Origin of the sequence: Ottowia caeni (assembly GCF_050821495.1) — a bacterium.
GTDB classification, from domain to species: Bacteria; Pseudomonadota; Gammaproteobacteria; order Burkholderiales; family Burkholderiaceae_C; genus Ottowia; species Ottowia caeni.
On record NZ_CP151080.1, the window covers coordinates 3,836,208 to 3,858,894 of the forward strand.

At 59.2% G+C, this 22,687-nt stretch carries 19 protein-coding genes and 2 pseudogenes; 4 read left to right on the top strand and 17 right to left on the bottom strand.

Features of this window, described 5'->3' with window-relative positions; translation table 11 throughout:
* Positions 1 to 285 precede the first annotated feature (285 nt).
* Positions 286 to 1,821: a PhoPQ-activated protein PqaA family protein gene (locus AAAK34_RS18050; protein ID WP_231694833.1), complete on the top strand. Its 1,536-nt coding sequence runs from the start codon at positions 286 to 288 to the stop codon at positions 1,819 to 1,821.
* 78 nt (positions 1,822 to 1,899) lie between these two features.
* Here AAAK34_RS18050 and AAAK34_RS18055 read toward each other — a convergent pair whose 3' ends face one another.
* Together AAAK34_RS18055 and AAAK34_RS18060 are read right to left on the bottom strand one after the other, a co-directional pair.
* The gene (locus AAAK34_RS18055) at positions 1,900 to 4,353 is read right to left on the bottom strand and encodes a protein kinase domain-containing protein (RefSeq protein ID WP_231694832.1); all 2,454 of its coding nucleotides are present in this window, start codon (positions 4,351 to 4,353) and stop codon (positions 1,900 to 1,902) included.
* Complete coding sequence (locus AAAK34_RS18060; protein WP_231694831.1) at positions 4,353 to 5,006, bottom strand: 4Fe-4S single cluster domain-containing protein; 654 nt, start codon at positions 5,004 to 5,006, stop codon at positions 4,353 to 4,355. Before AAAK34_RS18060 ends, AAAK34_RS18055 begins: the two co-directional genes overlap by 1 nt.
* A gap of 134 nt (positions 5,007 to 5,140) precedes the next feature.
* Between AAAK34_RS18060 and ilvD the strand changes: the two genes are divergently transcribed.
* Positions 5,141 to 7,006 carry a dihydroxy-acid dehydratase gene (gene ilvD / locus AAAK34_RS18065; RefSeq protein ID WP_231694830.1) on the top strand — a complete coding sequence of 622 codons (1,866 nt, stop codon included), beginning with the start codon at positions 5,141 to 5,143 and terminating at the stop codon, positions 7,004 to 7,006.
* 72 nt (positions 7,007 to 7,078) lie between these two features.
* Here ilvD and AAAK34_RS18070 read toward each other — a convergent pair whose 3' ends face one another.
* The 8 genes and pseudogenes from AAAK34_RS18070 to AAAK34_RS18105 form a co-directional block, all read right to left on the bottom strand.
* Entirely contained in the window at positions 7,079 to 7,267 is a 189-nt protein-coding gene (locus AAAK34_RS18070) for a hypothetical protein (protein WP_431777535.1), read from the bottom strand.
* 45 nt (positions 7,268 to 7,312) lie between these two features.
* Entirely contained in the window at positions 7,313 to 7,723 is a 411-nt protein-coding gene (locus AAAK34_RS18075; RefSeq protein WP_431778038.1) for a hypothetical protein, read from the bottom strand.
* A pseudogene (locus tag AAAK34_RS18080) lies at positions 7,703 to 8,109 on the bottom strand (AAA family ATPase); the annotation flags it as partial. The pseudogene AAAK34_RS18080 and the gene AAAK34_RS18075, both read right to left, overlap by 21 nt.
* Positions 8,110 to 8,120: 11 nt before the next feature.
* The gene (locus tag AAAK34_RS18085) at positions 8,121 to 8,348 is read right to left on the bottom strand and encodes a hypothetical protein (RefSeq protein WP_431777536.1); all 228 of its coding nucleotides are present in this window, start codon (positions 8,346 to 8,348) and stop codon (positions 8,121 to 8,123) included.
* A gap of 109 nt (positions 8,349 to 8,457) precedes the next feature.
* Complete coding sequence (locus AAAK34_RS18090; RefSeq protein WP_431777537.1) at positions 8,458 to 9,147, bottom strand: hypothetical protein; 690 nt, start codon at positions 9,145 to 9,147, stop codon at positions 8,458 to 8,460.
* A 29-nt stretch (positions 9,148 to 9,176) separates the two neighbouring features.
* Positions 9,177 to 10,274 carry a hypothetical protein gene (locus AAAK34_RS18095; RefSeq protein WP_431777538.1) on the bottom strand — a complete coding sequence of 366 codons (1,098 nt, stop codon included), beginning with the start codon at positions 10,272 to 10,274 and terminating at the stop codon, positions 9,177 to 9,179.
* Between the two features lie 151 nt (positions 10,275 to 10,425).
* Positions 10,426 to 11,301: a protease HtpX gene (htpX, locus tag AAAK34_RS18100; RefSeq protein WP_231694827.1), complete on the bottom strand. Its 876-nt coding sequence runs from the start codon at positions 11,299 to 11,301 to the stop codon at positions 10,426 to 10,428.
* Between the two features lie 465 nt (positions 11,302 to 11,766).
* Positions 11,767 to 12,507, bottom strand: a complete 741-nt coding sequence (locus tag AAAK34_RS18105; protein WP_231694826.1) for a DUF3025 domain-containing protein — start codon at positions 12,505 to 12,507, stop codon at positions 11,767 to 11,769.
* Between the two features lie 48 nt (positions 12,508 to 12,555).
* Here AAAK34_RS18105 and cls point away from each other — a divergent pair, with 48 nt between their 5' ends.
* Positions 12,556 to 14,013, top strand: a complete 1,458-nt coding sequence (cls, locus tag AAAK34_RS18110) for a cardiolipin synthase (protein ID WP_231694825.1) — start codon at positions 12,556 to 12,558, stop codon at positions 14,011 to 14,013.
* Positions 14,014 to 14,476: 463 nt separating this feature from the next.
* On the opposite strand, the gene pyrC is transcribed toward cls, so the two are convergent.
* The 7 genes and pseudogenes from pyrC to AAAK34_RS18145 all read right to left on the bottom strand — a co-directional run bounded on the left by pyrC (position 14,477) and on the right by AAAK34_RS18145 (position 22,172).
* Positions 14,477 to 15,514 carry a dihydroorotase gene (pyrC, locus tag AAAK34_RS18115; protein ID WP_231694824.1) on the bottom strand — a complete coding sequence of 346 codons (1,038 nt, stop codon included), beginning with the start codon at positions 15,512 to 15,514 and terminating at the stop codon, positions 14,477 to 14,479.
* Between the two features lie 56 nt (positions 15,515 to 15,570).
* The gene (gene rnk / locus AAAK34_RS18120) at positions 15,571 to 15,996 is read right to left on the bottom strand and encodes a nucleoside diphosphate kinase regulator (protein ID WP_231694823.1); all 426 of its coding nucleotides are present in this window, start codon (positions 15,994 to 15,996) and stop codon (positions 15,571 to 15,573) included.
* A gap of 922 nt (positions 15,997 to 16,918) precedes the next feature.
* Positions 16,919 to 17,656 (bottom strand): amino acid ABC transporter ATP-binding protein, encoded by a 738-nt coding sequence (locus AAAK34_RS18125; RefSeq protein ID WP_231694856.1) that lies wholly within the window; start codon positions 17,654 to 17,656, stop codon positions 16,919 to 16,921.
* A gap of 34 nt (positions 17,657 to 17,690) precedes the next feature.
* Positions 17,691 to 18,356 carry an amino acid ABC transporter permease gene (locus AAAK34_RS18130; protein ID WP_231694822.1) on the bottom strand — a complete coding sequence of 222 codons (666 nt, stop codon included), beginning with the start codon at positions 18,354 to 18,356 and terminating at the stop codon, positions 17,691 to 17,693.
* Positions 18,357 to 18,358: 2 nt separating this feature from the next.
* The gene (locus AAAK34_RS18135) at positions 18,359 to 19,108 is read right to left on the bottom strand and encodes an amino acid ABC transporter permease (RefSeq protein WP_231694855.1); all 750 of its coding nucleotides are present in this window, start codon (positions 19,106 to 19,108) and stop codon (positions 18,359 to 18,361) included.
* 150 nt (positions 19,109 to 19,258) lie between these two features.
* Positions 19,259 to 20,167: an amino acid ABC transporter substrate-binding protein gene (locus AAAK34_RS18140; RefSeq protein ID WP_231694821.1), complete on the bottom strand. Its 909-nt coding sequence runs from the start codon at positions 20,165 to 20,167 to the stop codon at positions 19,259 to 19,261.
* 137 nt (positions 20,168 to 20,304) lie between these two features.
* Positions 20,305 to 22,172 (bottom strand): annotated as a pseudogene (locus tag AAAK34_RS18145) (ABCB family ABC transporter ATP-binding protein/permease).
* Between the two features lie 41 nt (positions 22,173 to 22,213).
* Here AAAK34_RS18145 and AAAK34_RS18150 point away from each other — a divergent pair.
* Positions 22,214 to 22,675, top strand: coding sequence for an acyl-CoA thioesterase (locus AAAK34_RS18150; protein ID WP_231694819.1), 462 nt, complete (start codon positions 22,214 to 22,216; stop codon positions 22,673 to 22,675).
* Positions 22,676 to 22,687: the final 12 nt, after the last annotated feature.

The following is a 22,687-nucleotide window of genomic DNA, read 5'->3' on the forward strand; positions in this document are numbered from 1 at the left end:
GGAAAGACCGCGCCTCAACACCTGCCTGGAACTCAAAGGCGGGCACACGTTACTACATGGTGTGGCCAGCCGGTTTCGATCGGATTGATCATCGCCAGGCAATTTATAATTAGCACCTTAGTTTTATTTTGAAACTGTGAAACATGCTCAAAACCCGGACCGGAAGCACCTCCTGAGGCCAGGGATCCAGGCGATCGTCAATGAGCTTTTCAAAGCTCGTGGCAATAAGCGCGGACCGATGCCAGCGATGCGCACTGACATCGGGATCGCGCGTCGTCACGAGTCATGAACACGCCCCTTAAGGATGAACCCTTCCATTTTTTTATGATCCGAACCTCAAAAGCCTTTTACCCTCTCGCACTCTCACTCCTCGTGACAGCATGTGGCAGCATCGAAACTGAGCCACCAAAATCAGCCTGGGATTGCTTCCGGGACCGAAATGAACAATACAGTGAAGTTCTTTCATGCTACACAAGCGCATTGCGGAACACGCCAAGCACTTACAACGAGTTACCTGCAGAATCATTTCTAGGGGTGATTAACAGGAACTTCGAGCTTGTTTCACAGGACTGGTCCGAAAATCCGGATCTTGAGCCAACGCCCTGGAAACATTCAATCAATATATTCATTCCAGAAGGAGCAACATCGGGGCGCGCGCTTCTGATCGTAAACAACGGCATCAGTATTCCCAGCCGAGACGTAGATGTCAGACCGGCCACTGACTTCGACGAAACCAACATGCTTCAGATCGCCAAGCGCACAGGCATGATTGTGATTTCGATTGATAACGTACCAACGCAGTATCTGACCTATACAGACGATGGCGTCCCGCGCCGCGAAGACTCCAGCGTTGCACATAGCTGGCGACTGTTCATGCAGTCACCAAAGGAAAAGCCTTTTTCCTCCTTGCATGTCCCCATGGTCGGCTCCATTGTGAAAGCAATGGATCTTGCCGAGAAAGAGCTTCAGGCTTTTGGCATTAAAAAGTTCGTTGTCGCAGGCACATCCAAGCGTGGATGGGCCACTTGGCTTACAGCCATTGCAGATAACAGGGTAGAAGCCATAGCCCCATTCGTCATTGACATTCTCGCGATGAATGATGTAATGGAGCACACCAAAAAATCTTTTGGGGGAAACTGGCCGCTCGCGTTTCATGACTACCGTTCCCAGGGGTTCACGAATCTTATCAACTCAGAGGAGGCCAAGCCGCTTTATGAGCTTGTGGATCCATTGCAGTATAAAGACGCACATTATCGATCGCGCCTGAGCATCCCGAAATACATTGTCAATGCAAGTGGAGATGACTTTTTCCCTCCGGATAATTCCAATTTCTACTATTCCGATTTACCAGGAATCAAAACCTTCCGCACGACCCCAAACAGTGATCACGCAGGCATCAGAAAGGCCGTGGCTGACTCATTGGTCACAATGCTCAATCGCATAAGCAAAGAGTTGCCGCTGCCAACAGCCGAGATTCAGATTGACAGAAAATTGGAGAATGCTGAGGAAAAGGACTCCGACATGCTCACGGTTCGCTTCTCTGAGGAGCCCGTTGAAGTCACCAGATGGGTCGCTGTGAACCCCGAAGCGCGTGATTTCCGGCACGCATGCGGAATACGGTACATCCCTACTGCGTTGCCAGCCCAGCAAACGTTGACCGTAACCAATCCAAGACCAGCCGCAGGCTGGAGTTCAAGCTTTGTTGAGGCCAGGTTTTCCGACGGATTCGTGGTCACCACGCCAGTACAGATTCTGCCCAACACGTATCCCAACTCGGCGCCGGCCGACAAGGACGGCTTCTGCAAAACCATTCCGGGTTGAGTGGTTGATTGCCTGGAGCGTGCTCACGATTCAGGCTGTTGCTTTCGCAAGACGCGCGGCCGCAACGTCTGTTGAACACTATAGCTCGGGGTTCGGCTGTAACGGCGTGACCTGGCGAAGGGCTAAATCCCTGCCAAGCCGGTGTATGTCCTGCACCATGTGCAGAACAGGCAAATAGCGCCAGGCAATGATGACCGTTGCCAGCGACAGAAAAAGCAGCAGTCCCAGGCCGGCTCGCCACCAAACGGACAGCATGACACCTAGAACAAAAATGCCCGATGCCTCCTCCCCAGCCCAGCCTGCATTGGCCGTGCGCCGCTCGCGCAATCGTTCGCACACGCTGCGCATCCTCAGCACCAGCGGTTCAGTGCGCAGCGCCTGACGTCTCAGCGTGAGCCAGCCCTCCTCAGTGGCGCCGTGGGCTCGAATGCGCCCCATGAGGGCCAGATACTCATCAAGCGGGGCGAGCAACAATTCGGATTCTAAAGACGACAGGAAGCTCAGCCGACGCGCATACCCACTGATCTGCGCCAAATTCAGCTGTAGCGCTGCACTCAGCTCTGCACTGGCCGCAACCTGTCGTCGCACCTCTTCGGCCTCACGGCGCACCTGAAGTTGAGCTCTCTTGCGCAACTCAGGGAGCAGCGCCTCATAAGCCAGCAGTTGCGCGGACGTCATCGCCTGAGGATCCCCCAGTTCCATCATCCACGGGCATTGCACCGACAGCGCGGCAAGCTCATTCAGCAACCGGCCGCGCAGCGCTTCCACCCAGGCCGGGTCGTATGCGGCGGCAAGTAACCTCGGTTGCAACGCGGCGCGCGACGGGCGTGACGGACCGGCAACGCGCTGCCCATACACCACGTCGTCGTATGACACCACCTCTCCCGGTCCGCGCGCCGACTCGGCTCGACTCTGCAACAGTGCCTGTGTTGCAGACCAGGCGGCTTCGAAATCGTCGGCCACGGTGTTCCAGCGCTCGGCCAACTCAGCCGCCTTGGCGTTGCCTGCCGCCGCATAGATGTCCAGCACGCGATGCTGGCGAAGCTGCCATAGCCACTCAGCAGCCGCCTCGTCCCCACGCAAGGCCTGGCGGGCTTGCGTCAGCAGAGCCCCCAGCTCAATGCTGCGCCCTTGCCAGAGTGGCGGAATTCCAGGCACAAAATGCAGAATGAAACGGAGCAATTGCTCGTCGGGGCTGAGCGTGCTGTCATATCGCAGCCCCAACAGCAGGCGAACGGCGTTCTGATCCTTGTGAACCTCAGTAAACCAGCGTAGCAACTGGCCATTGGTCAGATCAGCCACCCCCGCCTGCCAATGCCGCGCGAACGCCACCGCCAACTGCTCCGGTGTGGTGCAGCGCTCGTGCAGCACCGCATAAGCCTGCGCAAAGCCGGCCTCCACGTCGTGCTCGACAGCTTCCCGCAAAGTATCGTCACCAGCCAGCCAGCGCTTCACTTCTTCCCCGCCCCAGCGCCGCTGGGGATCGCGCAACAGCAAGCCCCGAAGCAAGCTGCGAAGGCGCGCATCTTCCACGCCGGTCACATCCATGGTGCGGGTGGTCAGGTGGTGCAGGATTACGGCCTCTGACAGCCCCTCGAAGGGGTGTGAGCCAGCCGCCATCTCCAGAAGCAGCATGCCGAGCGCCCAATAGTCTGCCTTGGCGTCCAGCACGCCAGACAAGGCCTCGGGCGGGGCGTAAAGCAGCGTCCGGGCCATGCCTGTGAAGCGCTGGGTGGCGTCCATGACAGACGCGGTACTGAAATCGGTCAATACGAGATCAAGCGGCTCCGAACTCCGCAACAACACATTCTCTGGCTTCAGGTCGCGGTGCACCAAGGCTGCGTCATGCACGGCCTGCAGCGCTGGGGCAAGCTCATTGATCACGTCGACAATGAACGCCTCGGGCAGGGGCTGCCCTCGCATGCATTCGCGCAACGAGCCGTGCGCACAAAACTCCATCACCTCATAGGCACGGCCGTCTGAGCGGCCAGCTTCGAGGATATTGACGCGATGGCGCACATCTACCCGGGCAATGCGCGCCCGCACCTCGTCGCTGGGAAGAATGCCTTGACGATAGATTTTGGCCACCAAGCGCGCCGCGACACCGCTCTCCGGCTTGAGGGGCTGCACCAGCAGAATGTCGGCCTCCGCGCCTTGCGCCTCGAACATCTGCATCACGCGGTAGTGCGGGCGCAAGGCCGCGGGTAGCTGCATCAGGGTGGGCGCAGGCTCGTGCGTGGATTCACCCGCCTCCTGCATCGGCCGGTTGCAATACAGGCAACGCTCGCTCCCCGCTGGATTGGCCTGGCCGCAATCGTCATGGGGACAGAGCACAGTCGAAGTTTTCTCAGCGGCGGGGGTGGGGGCTTGTGCCGACGCGGCCACCCCCGCCGGCACGGGTTCTTCGGCGGCCAGCGCCGCCGGTCGCACCAGATCCACGCCAAATAGCAACCCGCCACAATGACAGCGCAGGCGGTCAGGAGGATGATGAGCCCCACAGGAAGGGCACACGCGCACCAGTTCTCCGCCCATCAGGATCTCCAGGAGACCTGTGAAAATTCCACACCGCGCGCGCGGCACAGCTCTTCCAGACGCTCCATGTCACCCCGTGAAGGAATGCCCACATACCAGACGCGCTCCCCATCCACCAGCGCCTGAATGCGCTTGCCCGCTGGTGCGTTCGAGCCAGGGCGGCTGGCATAAACCTGTTTGCCACGCGCCGAAAGCGCCACCAGCTTCTGGTTGGAGGAACCGCACCACGGGTGATCGCTCGGCAAGGCATCAACATACGGCTCCGCAATCACGGCATCCAGCCGGCTGAGCAGCGCCGCATGCCGCGTGCGCAAGGTGGCCAATGGATAGCCGCTGTAGCTGAGGATATCGAAAGTCAGCCTCCGCTGTTGGCGCCAGTGCGCCAGGCCACGCAACAAGGCTTCCAGCGCGGCGGGCTGATCGAATGGTTCACCACCGCTGATGGTGACCCCATCCAGCCCGTTGGCGCCCATTTCCCTACACCAGGCCAGCAAATCGTCCACACCCATGGCCTTGCCTTCGTCCCGCGGCCAGGTGTCGCGTGACACGCAGCCCTTGCACCCGATGGAGCAGCCCTGCATCCAGATGCCGATGCGGCGCCCCGGCCCCAGTACCGTGACGGGAAAATGCACTTTATTGATAAAAATATTCATGGGACCGGGTCGTTTCCCCTCCTTGCAAGTGGGAGAGGCGCTCATTTTGCACACACCAGCGGACAAAAAGAGACAATTGGGTAGTTTTACCGGGGCGGTGTCCCGGGCAGCACCCTTTTTCAACCAGTAACACCATGCCAGCATATCGTTCCAAGACCTCCACCGCCGGCCGCAACATGGCAGGTGCCCGCTCTCTGTGGCGTGCCACCGGTATGAAAGACGAAGACTTCAGCAAGCCGATTATTGCCGTGGTCAACTCCTTCACTCAGTTTGTTCCCGGCCATGTGCATCTGAAAGACCTCGGCCAGCTCGTGGCGCGCGAGATCGAGTCCGCTGGCGGCGTGGCCAAGGAATTCAACACCATCGCGGTCGATGATGGCATTGCCATGGGCCACGACGGCATGCTGTACTCGCTGCCCAGCCGCGACATCATCGCCGACTCCGTCGAATACATGGTCAACGCCCATTGTGCCGATGCCATGGTCTGCATCAGCAACTGCGACAAGATCACCCCCGGCATGTTGATGGCCGCCATGCGGCTGAACATTCCCGTGATTTTCGTCTCTGGCGGCCCCATGGAAGCAGGCAAGGCCACCCTGGCTGTGCCTGGCCCCCAAGGCAAGCCGATCATGCAGATCAAGAAGCTCGACTTGATCGACGCCATGGTGATGGCCGCCGATGACACGGTGAGCGATGCCGATGTCGCGGAAATCGAGCGCTCCGCCTGCCCCACCTGCGGTTCCTGCTCTGGCATGTTCACCGCCAACTCCATGAACTGCCTGACCGAGGCGCTGGGCCTCTCTCTGCCAGGCAACGGCACCGTGGTGGCCACCCATGCCGACCGTGAACAGCTCTTCAAGCGTGCAGGCCGCCGCATTGTGGAACTGGCGCGTCAATACTACGAGCAGGGCGACTCCGCAGTCCTGCCGCGCTCGGTCGGCTTCAAGGCTTTTGAAAATGCCATGACGCTGGATATCGCCATGGGCGGCTCGACCAACACCATCTTGCATTTGCTTGCCATTGCCCAGGAAGCGGAGATTGACTTCGGCATGGCCGACATCGACCGCCTCTCGCGCAGCGTGCCGCAACTGTGCAAGGTAGCCCCCAACACCAACAAGTATCACATTGAGGACGTTCATCGCGCCGGGGGCATCATGGCGATTCTGGGCGAACTCGATCGCGCGGGCAAACTGCACACCGACACGCCCACCGTGCATGCCAAGACCATGGGCGAGGCGCTGGCGCAGTGGGACATCACCCGCACAGAAGATGAGGCCGTGAAGACCTTCTACATGGCCGGCCCTGGTGGTATTCCCACCCAGGTGGCGTTCAGCCAGAACGCACGCTGGCCGAGCCTGGACCTCGACCGCGCTGACGGCTGCATTCGCTCCAACGAACACGCCTTCAGCCAGGAAGGCGGCCTGGCCGTCCTGACGGGCAACATCGCGCTGAACGGCTGCGTGGTCAAGACAGCCGGTGTGGATGAGTCCATTCTGGTCTTTGAAGGACCTGCGCACGTCGTGGAGTCGCAAGACGAGGCGGTGGAAAACATTTTGGCCGACAAGGTAAAGGCGGGCGATGTGGTGGTGGTGCGCTACGAAGGCCCCAAGGGCGGCCCCGGCATGCAGGAAATGCTCTACCCGACGAGCTACATCAAGTCCAAGGGTCTGGGCAAGGCGTGTGCGCTGCTCACCGACGGGCGGTTTTCCGGGGGCACTTCCGGCCTGTCGATTGGCCACTGCTCACCAGAAGCTGCTGCAGGAGGCGCGATTGGTCTTGTGCGCAACGGCGACCGCATACGCATCGACATTCCGAATCGCACTATCAATGTACTGGTGAGCGACGAGGAGCTGGCCAAGCGTCGCGAAGAACAGAACGCTCTGGGCTGGAAGCCGGCTAAGCCCCGCCCGCGCAAGGTGTCGGCAGCGCTCAAGGCCTATGCCAAACTGGTCATGTCGGCCGACAAGGGGGCTGTGCGAGATCTTTCCTTGCTGGATTGAGGCGGGCGAGCCCAACCATCAGTCGACTGATGATGGGCTCGATTGTTGGGCTGGGACGGGCGTTCTCTTAGCCTAAAAACGGTAGTTGGACGCGCCCGAGCAGGTCGTCATCAGGTGCGCTGGCAAGACGTGAGGACGCGGCAGGCTCGTGCCTGCAAGAACGAGCAACGCCGCCAGAGTGCCTGAGGGCGGCCTGATCGGGTGCGTAGCGCTCTCACCTAACGGGTGAGCGTTATCGGAGCATCGAAATTCAGTGTTCAAGCGGCTTTCCTGATGATTGCAAGCGGTCAACTGCCGTTTTTAGGCTTAGGTCAACTGCAAGCCTAGCGTCACGATTTTGTCGACCTCGTTGATGGTCGTGACGGCGACGGTTTGCTTGCCTTCGAGGGAATGCTCGAACAGCGCGCGTGACAATGGGTTGATGAAAACCGATTCGAGCATGTTGCCGACACCACGGCCGCCGTGGGACAGATCTTGCGTGCAGCGGGCGAGCAGGTTGCGGCGGATCTCGGCGGACATGACCAGCCGCAGCTTCAACTCGTCGCGCAGGCGCCGGGCTACGTTGCGCAGCATGCCATCAAAGATCAACTCACCCACCTCCGGCGTAATAAAGCCGAAGACCACGATGTTGTCGCCAATGCGGTTCAAAATTTCGGGGCGTGACAGTCGAAACTTGAAGTAGTCGCCAATGGCGCCACGCACCCGCGCCTCCACCACCTCATACGCATCACTGGGCTTGACATTTTGCACCCGCTGGCCCTGTGCGTCTTCCACGTAGATGCCCAAATTGGAGGTGAAGACAATGATCGTCTCAGAAAAATAGGTCGTGTCGCCGCGCCCATCGGTCAGCCGGCCGTCTTCCAGAATCTGCAAAAACTTATCGAGAATACGAGGGTGGGCTTTCTCGATTTCGTCGAAAAGCACTACCGAGAAGGGTTTTTCGCGCACTGCGTTGGTCAGCTCGCCACCTGCATCAAAGCCTATATAGCCGGGGGCGCCCCCAGCAAACGCGCGCCCGTGTGCTCTTCTGCGAATTCACTCATGTCAAACCGCAGGTACGCCCGCTCATCGCCAAAAATGAGTTGCGTAAGCGTTTTGGCCAACTCGGTCTTGCCTACGCCGGTCGGGCCCGCAAAAAAAGCACTCCACGCGGCCGGTTTCCTCCGGAACGCGCTTGGGAACCGGTCAGGCCAATGATGGAGCGTTTCAGAATGTCCAGAGTCTTGACGACGGCCGCATGCTGCCCCTTCACCCGCTCCTCAATGAACGCCTGGCCATCACGCACCTTGTCGCGCAAATAATCTTTTTCCAGGGGTTGTCGAGCGCGCCTACTTTGTAGCATCGAACGGCGTCTTCGATGTCGGCCACGCCCAACTTCTGGGAGTCTGCCAACTGCGTGATGTCGGCTAGGGCACTGAGTGCCATGCCCTCGGCGCCTTCAGTAAACGACTTCAAAAGCGCTCACGCGCAGACGGCTCGGCCTGATCGAAACCCGCAAAAAGCGGCCCCAATTGCCGCGCGGCAGCCATGCGCATTTCGTAGTCTGGCCGGGGGATCACCAGACTGGCCACGCGCTCACTGTCGAGCGTGAGCCACGAGGGCAGGTCCTGCGCACGATTGAGCAACCAGACCACCGGATTGAACAGGGGCGCCCCTCCCCCTTCCAGAGGAACCACCGGCGTCGCCTGCAATGAAAGCTTCTCTGCAACAACAAAAAAACGGTGCTCGGCCTCAGACAATTGGCTCGGCTGGCGTGTGAGACGTGAAGCGAAATCCATCACCAGCGCACACCGAGCCTGCCGTTCGGCCGTGAGCTGGCGCATCAGGTTGGTGAGCGACTCCAGACTGAGCATTTGCCCCCCGCCCGAGAGCTTGAGGCCGAACAGGCGTTCGGCCAGCTGACGCGGCTCCGGCTCATCGGGGTAGGCCCGGATACCGTCTGCCGGGTCGTACACCAGCATGCAAGCATAACCCGCTTTGCGCAGTGTCTCCCACAGTGCGCGCTGCAAGGGCACCAGGGCCGCCTGGCCTCTGACGTCCGCCAGGAAAGTGTCGCGGATATTGCCGGAAATAACGAATTGAGAGCGTATGGGGAGCGTGCGCGCCACATCTGCCAGCCAACGCGGAAGAGGTGTACTCATTTGATTACAGGCGGTCAGCTGTTTTGGTTTCAACCTCTAGCCGGCTTGGTGTTCAAGGCCATGGGTTGTTGAGCGGGAATGCTCCCGGGCGCCTCGCTTTCGGCGAACCGCGGCAGGCGGTCGCGGGCAACGCGTTGTACTGGCAGATCCCCTGCTTCCAGGCGGCGCGTCACCTCCAGGTGCACGCCTCGCGCGGCAAGGGCTTTGAGCAAGGCGGGAAACTCTGCGCACCATCGGTCTTCGGCCAGATGGTCTTGCACACTGGGCTCGGCGGCATCGTGTGCATCTACGGCCCGCACCACGTTGAAGTTAAGGCTGCCGCCTCCTTCCTCGACGCGCATGCGCACCATGTAGTCTCCCCAATGATTTTTTCTGAAATGCGCGACACCACCTTCGACAAATAGCGTGGCTTCGATTTCCTCGACCTGGTAGCCCAGGTCTTGCAAAGACTGCTCCACCACCAGGGCCTGTGCGCGCAAAACCTCCTCCTGAAGGGCATCTTCGGCATGCAGTTGAACGCGGCGGCGCAATTCGCTGGCCAGGAGGTCGAAACGAACAGCATCCGTGGCGCCATCCAGTTCGTCGGCCAGCGACTGGATGTGAGCAGGCACCGGCCCCATGTGCGCAACTCTCTGTAGCAAACGCTGGGAGGGACGGGTTGCGTCAACTTGTTCCACCCTGGCCAACGTCAGGGCGAGCTCACCAGCTTCACCATCACCAGAAGGCTGACCCGCCAGCGCCGTCAGAAGCACACCTTGCGCTTCCTGCGTAAACGCCTCCATGGCACGTACATAGTCTGCCAGCGAAATGAAATCTTCGGTGCTTGGGCGCTGGGGCTGTGCCGCTTTCAGTGCCTGACCGTTGCCCAGGCGTTCACTCAGCTCCGCCAATTGGGCCAGTCGTTGTTCAGCCGCATCTGCCTGCGCCTGCAACGCCGCCAGACCCTGGCTATGCGCGATGGATTGTCGCTGCCTGTTGGCCGTGCGGTCTTGCTCGTGCTTCTCACGCAGTTCGGCGGCTTGCGCGTGCGCTTGTTGCACAGCCCGTGCCGCACGTATGGCAGAAGCCGCCAGAAGAACCGGCAAAGCCGCAGCAGGACAGGCGAGGACGGTAATGGGGCCACTCATGGCCGAGAAATATAGCTTACGCGGCAGGCTGTACCCATTTGATTTGCGCCTCGCCGTTCAGGCAGTTGAGGCAACGCCCTTCGCAAAAAAACCTACCAATAAGAAAACCGCAGTCTCCAATGGACACTGCGGTTCTTTTTCTATGGAAGGCTCAACCTTTGTAATTCTGTAGCGCGGCGATGCGCTCTTCCATGGGCGGGTGGGAGGCGAACAGCTTGCCCAGGCTCCCGGTGATGCCCAACGCTTGCATGGTGGAAGGTAGCTCCCCAGGCTGCATGCCGCCAAGGCGCTGCAGCGCACGGATCATGGGCTGCGGACGACCTCCCAGCAGGTTGGCGGCACCAGCGTCGGCACGGAATTCCCGGTAGCGCGAAAACCACGCCACGATCATGCCGGCCAGGAAGCCGAACAGAATGTCCAGCACGATGGTGCTCACGTAGTAGCCAATGCCCGGGCCGGAGTTGCTGTCGCTGCCACGGCGCAGGGCTCCATCTATCAGCGAACCGATCAAACGGCTAAGGAACACCACAAAGGTATTCATGACACCCTGGATCAGCGTCATGGTGACCATGTCGCCGTTCGCCACGTGGGCGATCTCGTGGCCTAGCACGGCCTCGATTTCTTCGCGGTTCATACCGCGCAGAAGGCCCGTGGACACGGCCACGAGAGCCGAGTTCTTGAACGCACCGGTGGCAAAGGCGTTGGGTTCACCCTCGTAAATGCCGACTTCAGGCATCTGGATGCCAGCCTTTTCGGAAAGCTGACGCACCGTTTCAACGATCCAGGCTTCGTCAGCGTTGGAAGGCTGGTTGATGATTTGCACCCCCATGCTCATCTTGGCCATGGTCTTGCTCATCATGAGCGAAATGATGGCGCCGGTGAAGCCGATCACCAGTGAATAGATCATCAGTTGGCCGACCTGAACGTTGGGGCCGACAAAACGGTTCAAGCCGAACAGGCTCGTCACAATACCCAGCACCGCCATGACGGCGACGTTGGTCAATACGAACAACAGGATGCGATTCATCGGGTCCTATTCCTTGGTTGGATGAGCGAAAAACTGACTCTGAAGGTACTTGGGGCGTATTGGAGCAGATTCAACGGAAAGAATTCCATTTGGGGTTCTGTTTTTTTAGCCTTGAATCAAGTGCGCTCTTGGTCTCTTTGGCAGGAGCGGCTTTAGAGGGTGTCGCAAAATGACCTTGTTCTTTTCCCCTCTCCCCCTCCGGGGAGAGGGATAGGGTGAGGGCAGCGGCGCACGATCTGAGACTGGCATTGTTTTGTGGCCTGCACGGTGAACAAAAAACGCTCCGCGCTTTGAAAAGATAGATAGCGCGCAAGCGCGTTCCCTCACCCCAACCCTCTCCCCAAAGGAGAGGGAGCCAATCGCCACTGCTGCACAAACCACTTTTGCGACACACTCTGAAGCCGCTCCCACAACACGATTCTTCTTCGGATTTCAGCACCCATGCCCCACGCAACGGTGGCTCCATCAGCTCGGCAAGGGCCTGAACACCGCGGGATCGTCGTAGAAAGCCCCCTCCTCGTTCTCTGCCCACCAGCCGGGGACCCCCAAAATCGGTAGCGGCAGGAAGGGTTTGGGCACCAATCGGCCGGCATCCAGCCATTCGGCCAGCCAGGCATCGGCTTGTTCCGCAGTTTGAAGGGTCGCGGGCGCGGGAACAACGTGCGCGGTAATCGACTTATAGGGCGACATCAGCTTTTCCAGCGCAGCATGGCCAAACACCCACAGACGCGACTGCCGCCAAAGCGGACGCAAGGTGCCGAACAGATCGGACCATCGGCGCTCGCGGAGGGCATCAATCAGTTCATCGGGTCCAGCCAACAGGGCGCCGTTTTCGTCGAATACAGTCACCGCGTCACGCACAGGCCCGCGTGTAGCGCCGACACCGTTGCGGGCAATTTCAGCCGCTTGCAGGCAGTTCAAGCGCCGCTTGGCCTGCGGATATCGCTGCCAGATCAGTCCATTGAGGAAGTCGTGCAGATTGTCACGTGTCGGCACTGATCTTCGCTCGAAGATAAATTGCTCATAGGCGCTCCCCTCCGGCAGTGCGTGCTGGGGTATAAAGTGCACAGGGGCCGCATTAGATGCATTCAGCGCATCGGCCACGGACTGTCCTGCCGCCCAACGTGAAAGCGCGGGCTGCCCGAGAGCGTACAGCGGCGTCCACCAAGGGGAGGACCAGTCAATTTCAGGAGCTTGGATCACCATGCCGCCCGATCCTGCCACAACCAGAAAGTTCGCGTTGAGAGCCTGTACATGATCCCAAACATTCTTCTCACGCTCTACGTCATCATGGTGGTAGCGGTGGCGACGAGGGTGCTGCTGAGAGACGACATGAAGCCCGACACGCGTATGGCCTGGCTGATCGTGTTGCTGCTTCTGCCCTACGTAGGCGTGGTTCTGTATTACTTGCTGGGGGAGGTCAACCTTGGCCGCCATTTGACGGGGCGGCACCAACCGGTGGCCAGATTCCTGCAATTGCGCTGGCCGAATGACACAGCAGTGCGCAGCGCCTTGGGCGAACAAGGCAACGTTGATTCCCTCATCGACCCGAAGTGGCGCGGCGTATTCCGCTATGCAGCTTCGATGAACAGTTTCCACCCTCTGCCCGGCTGCCGTGCAGAAGTCCTGAGCGGCAACGAAGAAACCCTCGCACGGATGCTTGCCGACATGGACGCCGCCGAGCATGAGATCAACGTGCTCTACTACATCTGGCTGGCAGACGGAACAGGCAACGACATCGCGCAAGCACTGATGCGCGCGGCGCGACGAGGTGTGACTTGCCGAGCCATGGTAGACGGCCTCGGCTCACGCGCGCTCACACGCACCCCCTTGTGGCGCCAGATGCAGGAGGCAGGAGTGCATGTGGCTGTGGCGCTACCGGTGAGCAACCCCTTGAAAATCATTCTGACGAGCCGGATTGATCTTCGAAATCACCGCAAAATCACAGTGATTGACGGCCGCGTCACATACGTTGGCAGCCAGAACTGCGCCGATGCGGCGTTTCTGGTGAAAGCCAAATATGCCCCCTGGGTGGACATCATGCTCCGCGTAGAAGGCCCGGCTGTGGCACAGTCCCAATTGCTGTTCGCCAGCGACTGGGTGCAGTCTACCGACGATGCGCGCTTCACCCCCCTGCTCAGCAATGCCAAGCCCATGCAGGATGGATTTCCCGCCCAAGTGGTGGGTGACGGGCCTACCGAACGCAGCGGCTCCACGCCACAACTCTTTGCCACTCTGATTGCCAACGCACAACGCGAACTCATCATTTCGACACCGTACTTCGTACCCGATGCCACGGTGCTTGAAGCCTTGTGCGCCGCAGCTTGGCGTGGTGTGCAAGTCACGCTGATTTTTCCTCAGCGCAATGATTCCTGGATCGTGGCCGCCGCCAGCCGCAGCACCTACCACCGGCTGTTGAACTCCGGCGTTTCCATATACGAGTACCGTGGCGGTCTGCTGCACGCCAAAACTCTGACCGCCGACGGCGAAGTCTCGCTCGTCGGCTCAGCCAACATCGATCTGCGCAGTTTCGATTTGAACTACGAGAACAATTTGCTGCTCCAGGATCCTGCCACGACGGCTGCTGTGATGGAACGGCAGCGGCACTATATAGAGCAATCCGACCTGGTGACACAGCGGCAGGTTGCCCAGTGGCCTTGGTGGCGGCATATCTGGAACAACGTCATGGCATCGCTGGGGCCTGTTCTTTAGAGCTTCCCAGTCTCCTTAGGGGCGCCCGGCGCTCCGGGGAGAAACAGTGGCATGGCTTGTGGGAGCGGCTTTAGCCGCGATCGGTTTCCTTCCGAGCACAAGACGCCAGTGATGACGGTGACCCTTCGCGGCTGAAGCCGCTCCTACAAAAGCAGGAATGTTGGACGCTGTTTGGGGCTTTCAAAGTTTTGTTTCTCATGAGCTTCCCAGGCCCCTTGGGGGCGCCCGGCGTTCTGAGGAGAAAGAGGTATCGCTTGTAGGAGCGGCTTCAGCCGCGATCGGTTTCCTTCCGAGCACAAGACGCCAGTGATGACGGTGACCCTTCGCGGCTGAAGCCGCTCCTACAAAAGCAGGAATGTTGGACGCTGTTTGGGGCTTTCAAAGTTTTGTTTCTCATGAGCTTCCCAGTCCCCTTGGGGCGCCCGGCGCTCCGGAAAGAAAAAAGAGGCATCGCTTGGCCGCCCTATGCGAGCCTCCAGCTCAACGCCTCTCCACCGCGAAGGGGCTTCAGAACGGCCTCGCCGAGCGAGACCTGCTCTGGCACCGACCACTCCTGCCTGCGCAGCGTGATAGTTTCGCTGTTTCGGGCTAATCCGTAAAAATCAGCACCAAAGAACGACGCAAACCCCTCCAGCTTGTCCAGAGCCCCCACCGCGTCGAACGCTTCGGCATAGAGTTCCAGAGCAGTCAGGGCGGTGTAGCAGCCGGCACAGCCGCTGGCGTGCTCCTTCAGGTGGGCGGGATGCGGGGCAGAATCGGTGCCCAGGAAAAACTTAGGGCTGCCACTGGTAGCCGCTTGCACCAGCGCCTGGCGGTGTACTTCGCGCTTGAGCACGGGCAAACAGTAGTAATGCGGCCGAATGCCGCCCAGGAAAATGGCATTGCGGTTGTAGAGCAAATGATGCGCCGTAATGGTGGCGGCCGTATGCTCGTCACATTGCGCGACGTACTCTGCCGCATCTTTCGTGGTGATGTGCTCGAAGACGATCTTCAACTCCGGAAAATCACGGCGCAACGGCTTCATGACGCGGTCGATGAACACGGCCTCCCGATCAAACAGGTCGATCTCGGCATCGGTAACTTCCCCATGCACCAAGAGCTTGAGGCCCGTGCGCTGCATGGCCTCAAGTGTTTTGTACGTCTTGCGGATGTCTGTCACCCCGGCATCACTGTTGGTGGTGGCTCCTGCGGGGTAGAGCTTCAGCGCGTGAATTCCTGCGTCGTGGGCCCGCGCGATCTCCTCGGGCGGAGTCGCGTCGGTGAGGTAGAGCGTCATCAGAGGCTCGAAGGCCACACCCTGGGGCACAGCCTGAAGGATGCGCTCCTTGTACGCCAGCGCCTGCGCCGCCGTGGTGACCGGCGGCTTGAGGTTGGGCATGATGATGGCGCGGCCGAACTGCGCGGCGGTGTGCGGCACGACGGAAGACAACGCGGCTCCATCGCGCACGTGCAAGTGCCAATCGTCGGGGCGGGTGAGGGTGAGAGTTTGCTGGGCGGTCATGCCGAGATTGTCTCAGAGCGTGATTACGATCTCAGCGCGTGTTCACCCAAGGCCTGTCACGCGGTGTAATCGCCGCTGGCCTCCGGCTGAAACTCGATGGCGCGCACTTCAACCGACGACTCCTTGCCGTCTGCGCCGTGCCAGCGAGCCACATCGCCCACACGCAGACCAAGCAAACTGGTGCCGATGGGAGAAAGCACGGAAATCATGCCTTGGGCCGCGTCGGCGTCGGGCGGGTAGCAAAGCGTAATGCTGCGCTCGGTACCGTTGGGGCCATCGGCCACGCGCAGCTTGGTGTACATGGTGACGACGTCAGGGCCTATTTCCTGGGCGCGCACCATGTCGGCGTTGTCGATCACATCGCCGAGTTCTTCCGCCTGCGGCGCAGTGGCACTGCCGTATTGGCGCTTGAGCAGGTTGTAAATGCGCACATGATCGAGTTCGGTCACGGTGCGGCGGATGATTTGGGCGGTAGCGGACATGGCAGTCTCCTGAAAGCATTGAATAATCGCGCCGGCAGGCGAAGCCCGACGATCTTTGGGGGGGGCGCTGAGAAGGGAGAGGGAGAGCGATCGTCGGGCTCAGAGGAGTGCGGCCGGGTGGCGCATTCCTGGGAGCGAGTCCGCCCCCTTGAGCTGATGAGCACTGATGCAAGGCACGCACGACATGGCAGCGCTGGCCTTACGGGTCAGCGCGCACGACGAAGCGGTGCTCAGGATTTGCATGGGGGCATGATAGCCGTTTGGCGGGGGAAAGGCTAGTGAAAGGGTAATGGTGGGTTTGGGTTGGGTTTGGGTTGATTGATTGCTGGGGGGATCGTTAAGGTGATCTTTGTGGAGTAGCTGGCTTCTGTTCTTTGGCTGAGGCTTTATGCCGGGATGTGCGCCCGGCAGCGCAGTTCTTTTTTTGCTCCGCCAAAAAAACGAACCAAAAAAAGGCGGACCCCACTTGCCGCGTCCCTGCGCTTCGCTTCGGGCAACCTGCGATGCTCGGTCGAGGGGAGGCGCTCCGGAACTCGCTTTGTTCGCTTCGCTCTCGCCGCTCAAACATCCGGAGCGAGCTAGTTCACGATGCAAGGGCATCTTTCAGTGCCCTTGCCCTCCCCTCGCCCTGCGCTTCTCGGCACGTCAAGAGGGGCAGGGTGACATGACTCGGGCCATTGCTTCGCTCGGCCCTGAACCTGAACCTGAACCTGAACCTAATGCTGACGCTGGCTCAGCATCACCCCATCTCGTCATCCCCGCGCAGGCGGGGATCCAGAGAGCGCTTGAAAGGTTGTACTGAATTCACGCTGCACGTAATCTCCAATTGCCTTTAGTCGCTTCAACCGTGCCATTGATTCGCCTGACCCTCTGAACTGCAGGCTGATGAAGTGGAATTCGCTCTCTGGGGCAGCTTGCCGTCTTAATGCTGCAGGATCTTGCTCAGGAAATCCTTGGTGCGGGGCTGGCGGTTTTCGGGGTGGGTGAAGAACTCTTCTTTGGAACAGTCTTCCAGGATATGACCACCCACATCGATGAAGATCACTCGATTGGCCACCTTGCGGGCGAAACCCATTTCATGGGTGACCACCATCATGGTCATGCCTTCGTTTGCCAGCTTCACCATGACATCGAGCACTTCACCCACCATTTCTGGATCAAGCGCGGACGTGGGTTCGTCGAACAACATGACGACGGGATCCATCGACAAGGCACGGGCTATGGCCACACGCTGCTGCTGGCCGCCTGAGAGCTGCCCAGGAAATTTGTCCTTGTGCGCCATGAGGCCCACGCGGTCCAGCATTTTGAGGCCTCGCGTCTTGGCTTCTTCCAGCGTGCGGCCCAGCACTTTGATCTGCGCAATGGTCAGATTCTCCGTGACCGACAAGTGCGGGAACAGCTCAAAATGCTGGAACACCATGCCTACCTTGCTACGCAATTTGGGCAGGTCGGTCTTAGGGTCAGTGAGCGATGTGCCGTTGACGATGATTTCGCCCTTCTGGATGGGCTCCAGGCCGTTCACGGTTTTGATCAGCGTGGACTTGCCTGAACCCGACGGGCCGCAAACCACCACCACATCACCCTTGGCAATGTTGACCGAGCAGTCGTTCAGCACCTGTACCGAACCATACCACTTGGAAGCGTTCTTCACCTGAATCATGTAATCAGACATTCTCGGTTTCCTTCTTGTTCGGTCAGCGGATGATCGCAATCCTTTGGTGCAGACGCTTGACCAGCCAGGACAGCGCATAGCAAATAATGAAATACAGCACGGCCGCCATCAAGTACATCTCGATAGGACGACCATAGTTCTTGCCAGCCGTCTCGAAGCCTTTGAGCAAGTCGTAGGCGCCAATGGCATAAACCAGCGACGTATCCTGAAACAGAATGATCGTCTGGGTAAGCAGCACCGGCAACATGTTGCGAAAGGCTTGCGGCAAGATCACCAGCTTCATGTTCTGGCCGTAGGTCATGCCCAAAGCCTCACCGGCATACACTTGGCCGCGCGGGATGGATTGAATACCCGCACGCATGATCTCGCTGAAATAAGCCGCCTCAAAGGCCACAAATGTCACCACGGCAGAATACTCGGCCCCAATGGGCCTGCCAATCATGAAGGGCACCAGCAGGAAGAACCACAAAATCACCATGACGAGCGGGATCGAGCGCATGCCGTTCACGTAAATGGCAGCGGGCACCACGAGCCATTTCTTGCCCGACAGCCGCATGAGCGCCAGAATGGTGCCGAAGAAAATGCCCCCGAGCGTCGCCACCAAGGTGAGCATGACGCTGAAATACAAGCCCTTGAGAATGAAGTCCTGAATCAGCGTCCAGTTGAGGAGGGAAAAATCGAGGTTCATGCTCAGTGCCCCCCACCCGTACTGGCCGCAACAAATCCAGGTACCCGCGAGCGTTTTTCAATGAACGCCATGATACGGTTGATGATCAGCGCTGAAATGACGTAGAGAATAGTCACGCCCAAATAGATCTCGATCGGACGCGAAGTTTCTTCGCCCGCTTGCAGCGCGAACTGGGTCAACTCAGGGATCGAAACCGCAAATGCCACCGCCGAGTTCTTGAAGATGTTCATCGATTCGCTGGTCAGCGGCGGAAGGATGATGCGGTAGGCCATGGGCAGCAGCACGTAACGGTAATACTGCGGTGTGGTGAAGCCGAGAGCCATGCCAGCATAGCGCTGCCCGCGTGGCAGTGCCTCGATGCCCGAGCGCACTTGCTCTGCGATACGTGCCGAGGTGAAAAGTCCTAGCGCAAGCACCACCAGAATGAAGGGCGGAAAGTCGCGCATGATTGGGAACAGCGCCGGAACCACGTGGTACCACAGGAAAATCTGCACAAGGAGCGGAATATTGCGAAAAAGCTCCACCCAGGCATTACCAAAGCGCACCAATACAGGGCTGTTCGGCAGAGTACGGATCACGCCCACGAGCGAACCGACCACCAAAGCAATCACCAAGGCGGTAAGCGACACGCCCACTGTCCAACCCCAGGCGTTGAAAATCCAGTTGAGGTAGGTTGGATCATTGCCCGTCCCCAGACAGCCGTCTATGACATCGCCACTAAGCGTGTCCCGGCAAAATACCTGCCAATCCATTGCATCCTCCTTAGAGCCTCTTAATACCCCCACCCTCACATCGCGAAATCCACCGCTCACATCGCTGGCATTTTCTGCCAAGGGCCGCACGGAGGCAAAAAAGGCCCGCCGCTCGTCGCGCACGGGCCATTTTCAGACTTGAGTAAAGCCCTATTTGGACAGCAGCCTTGAGCCGTAGGCTTCAGCTGGCCGGTCGTTCGGGTTGGCCCAAGCGTTCTTGGTGCTCTCGTTCAGAGGCATGTTCAGCGAAGTGTTTGTGGGCGGAATGGGCTGCATGAACCACTTGTCGTAGAGCTTGCCCAGCGAGCCATCCTTGATCTGGCGCTTGATGGAGTTGTCCAGCGCTTGTTTCAGCTTCGGATCATCCTTGTTCAGCATGCAGGCGATGGGTTCGTAAGAAATGGCCTCGCCTACGATCGCAAAATCTTTAGGGTTGCGAGCCTTGGAGATGTTGGCAGCCAGAATGGAGCCATCCATCACGTAGGCATCGGCGCGGCCGGACTCCAGCAGCAGGAAGCTGTCTGCATGGTCCTTGCCTTGCACGACTTTGAAATCAACCTTGGCACCACGCTCATGCCGGCGCAAATGCTGGACCGATGTGGTGCCTGTGGTGGTGACGATGGTCTTGCCGTTCAGGTCCGCAATGGACTTGATGCCCGAATTTGCCTTGGTAGCGATGCGCACTTCATCGACAAAGGTTGTCACGGCGAACGCTGCGTCCTTCTGGCGACCGGCATTGTTGGTGGTGGAGCCGCACTCAAAATCGATAGTGCCATTCTGCACCAACGGAATTCGGTTTTGCGAAGTGATGACCTGGTAGTTGATCTTGAGTGGCTTACCAACCTGCTTGCTCAGGTCGTCAACGATACGCTCGGCCATCTCGGTGTGAAAGCCGACGTACTTGCCACCACCGAGCGTGAACGCGAGGCCTGAGGAATCGCGCACCCCCAGATTCACGGCTCCGCGCTCCTTGATCTTGGCCAGCGCATCTACCGACTGGGCCATAACACCACCGGCAGCCAGAGTAAGCGCCGCCAAGGCGAGAAGATGCTTTTTCATGCGGTCAATCCTTCTAGAAAAGTTAAAAATGGCATTGAACCATCATGATGCCATTCTATGAACTGAGCACCACAGGTTAACCCCTAATTCTGAGTTTTTCACGGAAACCCCGCGAAATTTGCTCCTGAAGCCATCGGTCAGGCATCCGCTTCAGCCTCTGAACTCTGCTGCAAAGCCCACATCTCGGCATACCGCCCCCGCGCGGCAAGTAACTCGGGATGCGTACCCCGTTCAATGATGCGACCGTGCTCCATGACCAGGATCTGGTGAGCATCCACCACCGTGGAGAGCCTGTGAGCAATCACCAGAGTGGTCTTGCCTTTGGCTGCGCTCTGAATCTCGGCCTGAATGGCCCGCTCGTTGCGCGAATCAAGAGCGCTGGTGGCTTCGTCAAAGATCAGGATCGGCGGGTCTTTCAGGAGGGTTCGTGCGATGGCCACACGTTGCTTCTCGCCACCGCTCAGCTTCAGGCCGCGTTCGCCCACCATGGTCTGATAGCCTTTGGGGGTGCTGGCAATGAACTCGTGAATATGGGCCGCTCGCGCCGCCTGCTCTACCTCTGCGTCGCTGGCCTGAGGCCTGCCATAGCGGATGTTGTAGGCGATGGTGTCGTTGAACAGAACGGTATCTTGCGGAACGATACCTATGGCGCGCCGCACGCTGGACTGCGTGACCTTGCGGATGTCCTGACCCGCAATCAATATGCGCCCCCCTGGACACCGCTGCCTGCCACCGCCGGATCAGCCGGAATGCCCACGTCGTAGAAGCGGTACATCAGCCGCGCCAGGGTCGACTTGCCTGAGCCGGAGGGCCCCACCACGGCTACTGTCTTGCCTTCCGGAATCTCGAAGCTGACGTCATGAAGGATGGGCCTTTCCCTCTCGTAGGCGAAGTTGACGTGCTCGAAGCGCACGTCCACCGGTCCGTTGGTGTGAAGATCTGGCGCTCCTGGCGCATCAGCGATCTCGCGCTCACGATCCATCAGGGTGAACATCTTGTCCAGATCCGTCAGGCTCTGCTTGATCTCGCGGTAGACCACACCCAGAAAGTTCAGCGGTATGTAGAGCTGAATCATGAAGGCGTTGATCATGACCAGATCACCCAGCGTGAGCCTGCCATCGACCACGCCCTGAGTGGCGCGCCACAGCATCGCCACCAGACCCGTTGCGATGATCAACTGCTGACCGCTGTTGAGCAGCGACAAGGTGCTCTGACTCTTCAGGCGAGCGCTGCGCAGTTTCAGCAGGCTTTCGTCGTAACGCCTTGCCTCAAAGTCTTCGTTGTTGAAGTACTTGACGGTTTCGTAGTTGAGAAGCGCATCAATGGCCTTGGTATGCGCTGCCGAGTCAGACTCGTTGGCCTGCCTCCGGAACTGGGTGCGCCACTCGGTCACCAAAACGGTAAAAATAATGTAAGACGCCAACGCCGCCAGAGTGATCCATGCAAATACCGGATCAAACTTGACGGCCAGAATGACCAACACCATGCCCACCTCCACCAGTGTGGGGAAAATGGAATAGAGCGAAAACGAGATGAGGGACTCTATGCTGCGCACACCCCGTTCGATGTCACGCGTCATGCCGCCCGTCTGGCGCTCCAGGTGAAAACGCAAGCTCAATGCGTGAAGGTGCTCGAAGGTCTGTAGCGCAATTTGCCGGGCTGCTCCTTGCGTGGCTTTTGAGAACACCAACTCGCGCAGCTCGGTGAACAGCGTAGTCAGTAGGCGAAGCCCACCGTAAGCAAGCAGCAGACTCACGGGCACGACCAGCACCGCCGCCGGATCGCCGGGCTTGATCGTCAGGTTGTCGATCAGATCCTTCAGCAGGAGCGGAACGCCAACGTTGGCAACCTTGGCCCCAATCACGAGCAATAGAGCAGCGGCAGCCCTCCATTTGTATTGCCACAGGTAGGGAAATAACCGGGCCAGGGTACTCCAGTCCGACCGGGGCACATTGCCGGCGTCAGGTGCTGGATGATGAAGAGATCGTTCGCCGCCGCCGCGCATGTTGGAAAATCGCCTTTCGTTTACATTCTTAGATGGTATCCATGTCCCACATCACAAGGCCACTCACCTCACATCTTCGCCCGCCCAACCTGGAGCCTGTGCAAGGTGAAGCGGTAGAGCTGCCGGCCGACCACACCCTGGTGCTGAAGGTGATCCCGCTGCCCGGCGACGCCAACGCCAATGGCGACATTTTTGGCGGCTGGGTAATGGCACAGGTCGACCTGGCGGGCGCGGTGCTGCCGGCGCGCTATGCGCAGGGGCGCATGGCCACGGTGTCGGTGAATCAGTTCATTTTCAAGCAGCCCGTACGCGTGGGCGACATTCTTTCATTTCTCGCACGCATGGAGCGCATCGGACGCACGTCGATGACCGTGAACGTGCACGTGTACGCCGAGCGTTTCAACAATCAAGGACGATACATCAAGGTGACCGAAGCGCAGCTCACCTATGTGGCGATCGATGACGACGGCAAGCCTCGTCCGGTGCCTATCACGACGATCTGACTTCATTTTTGC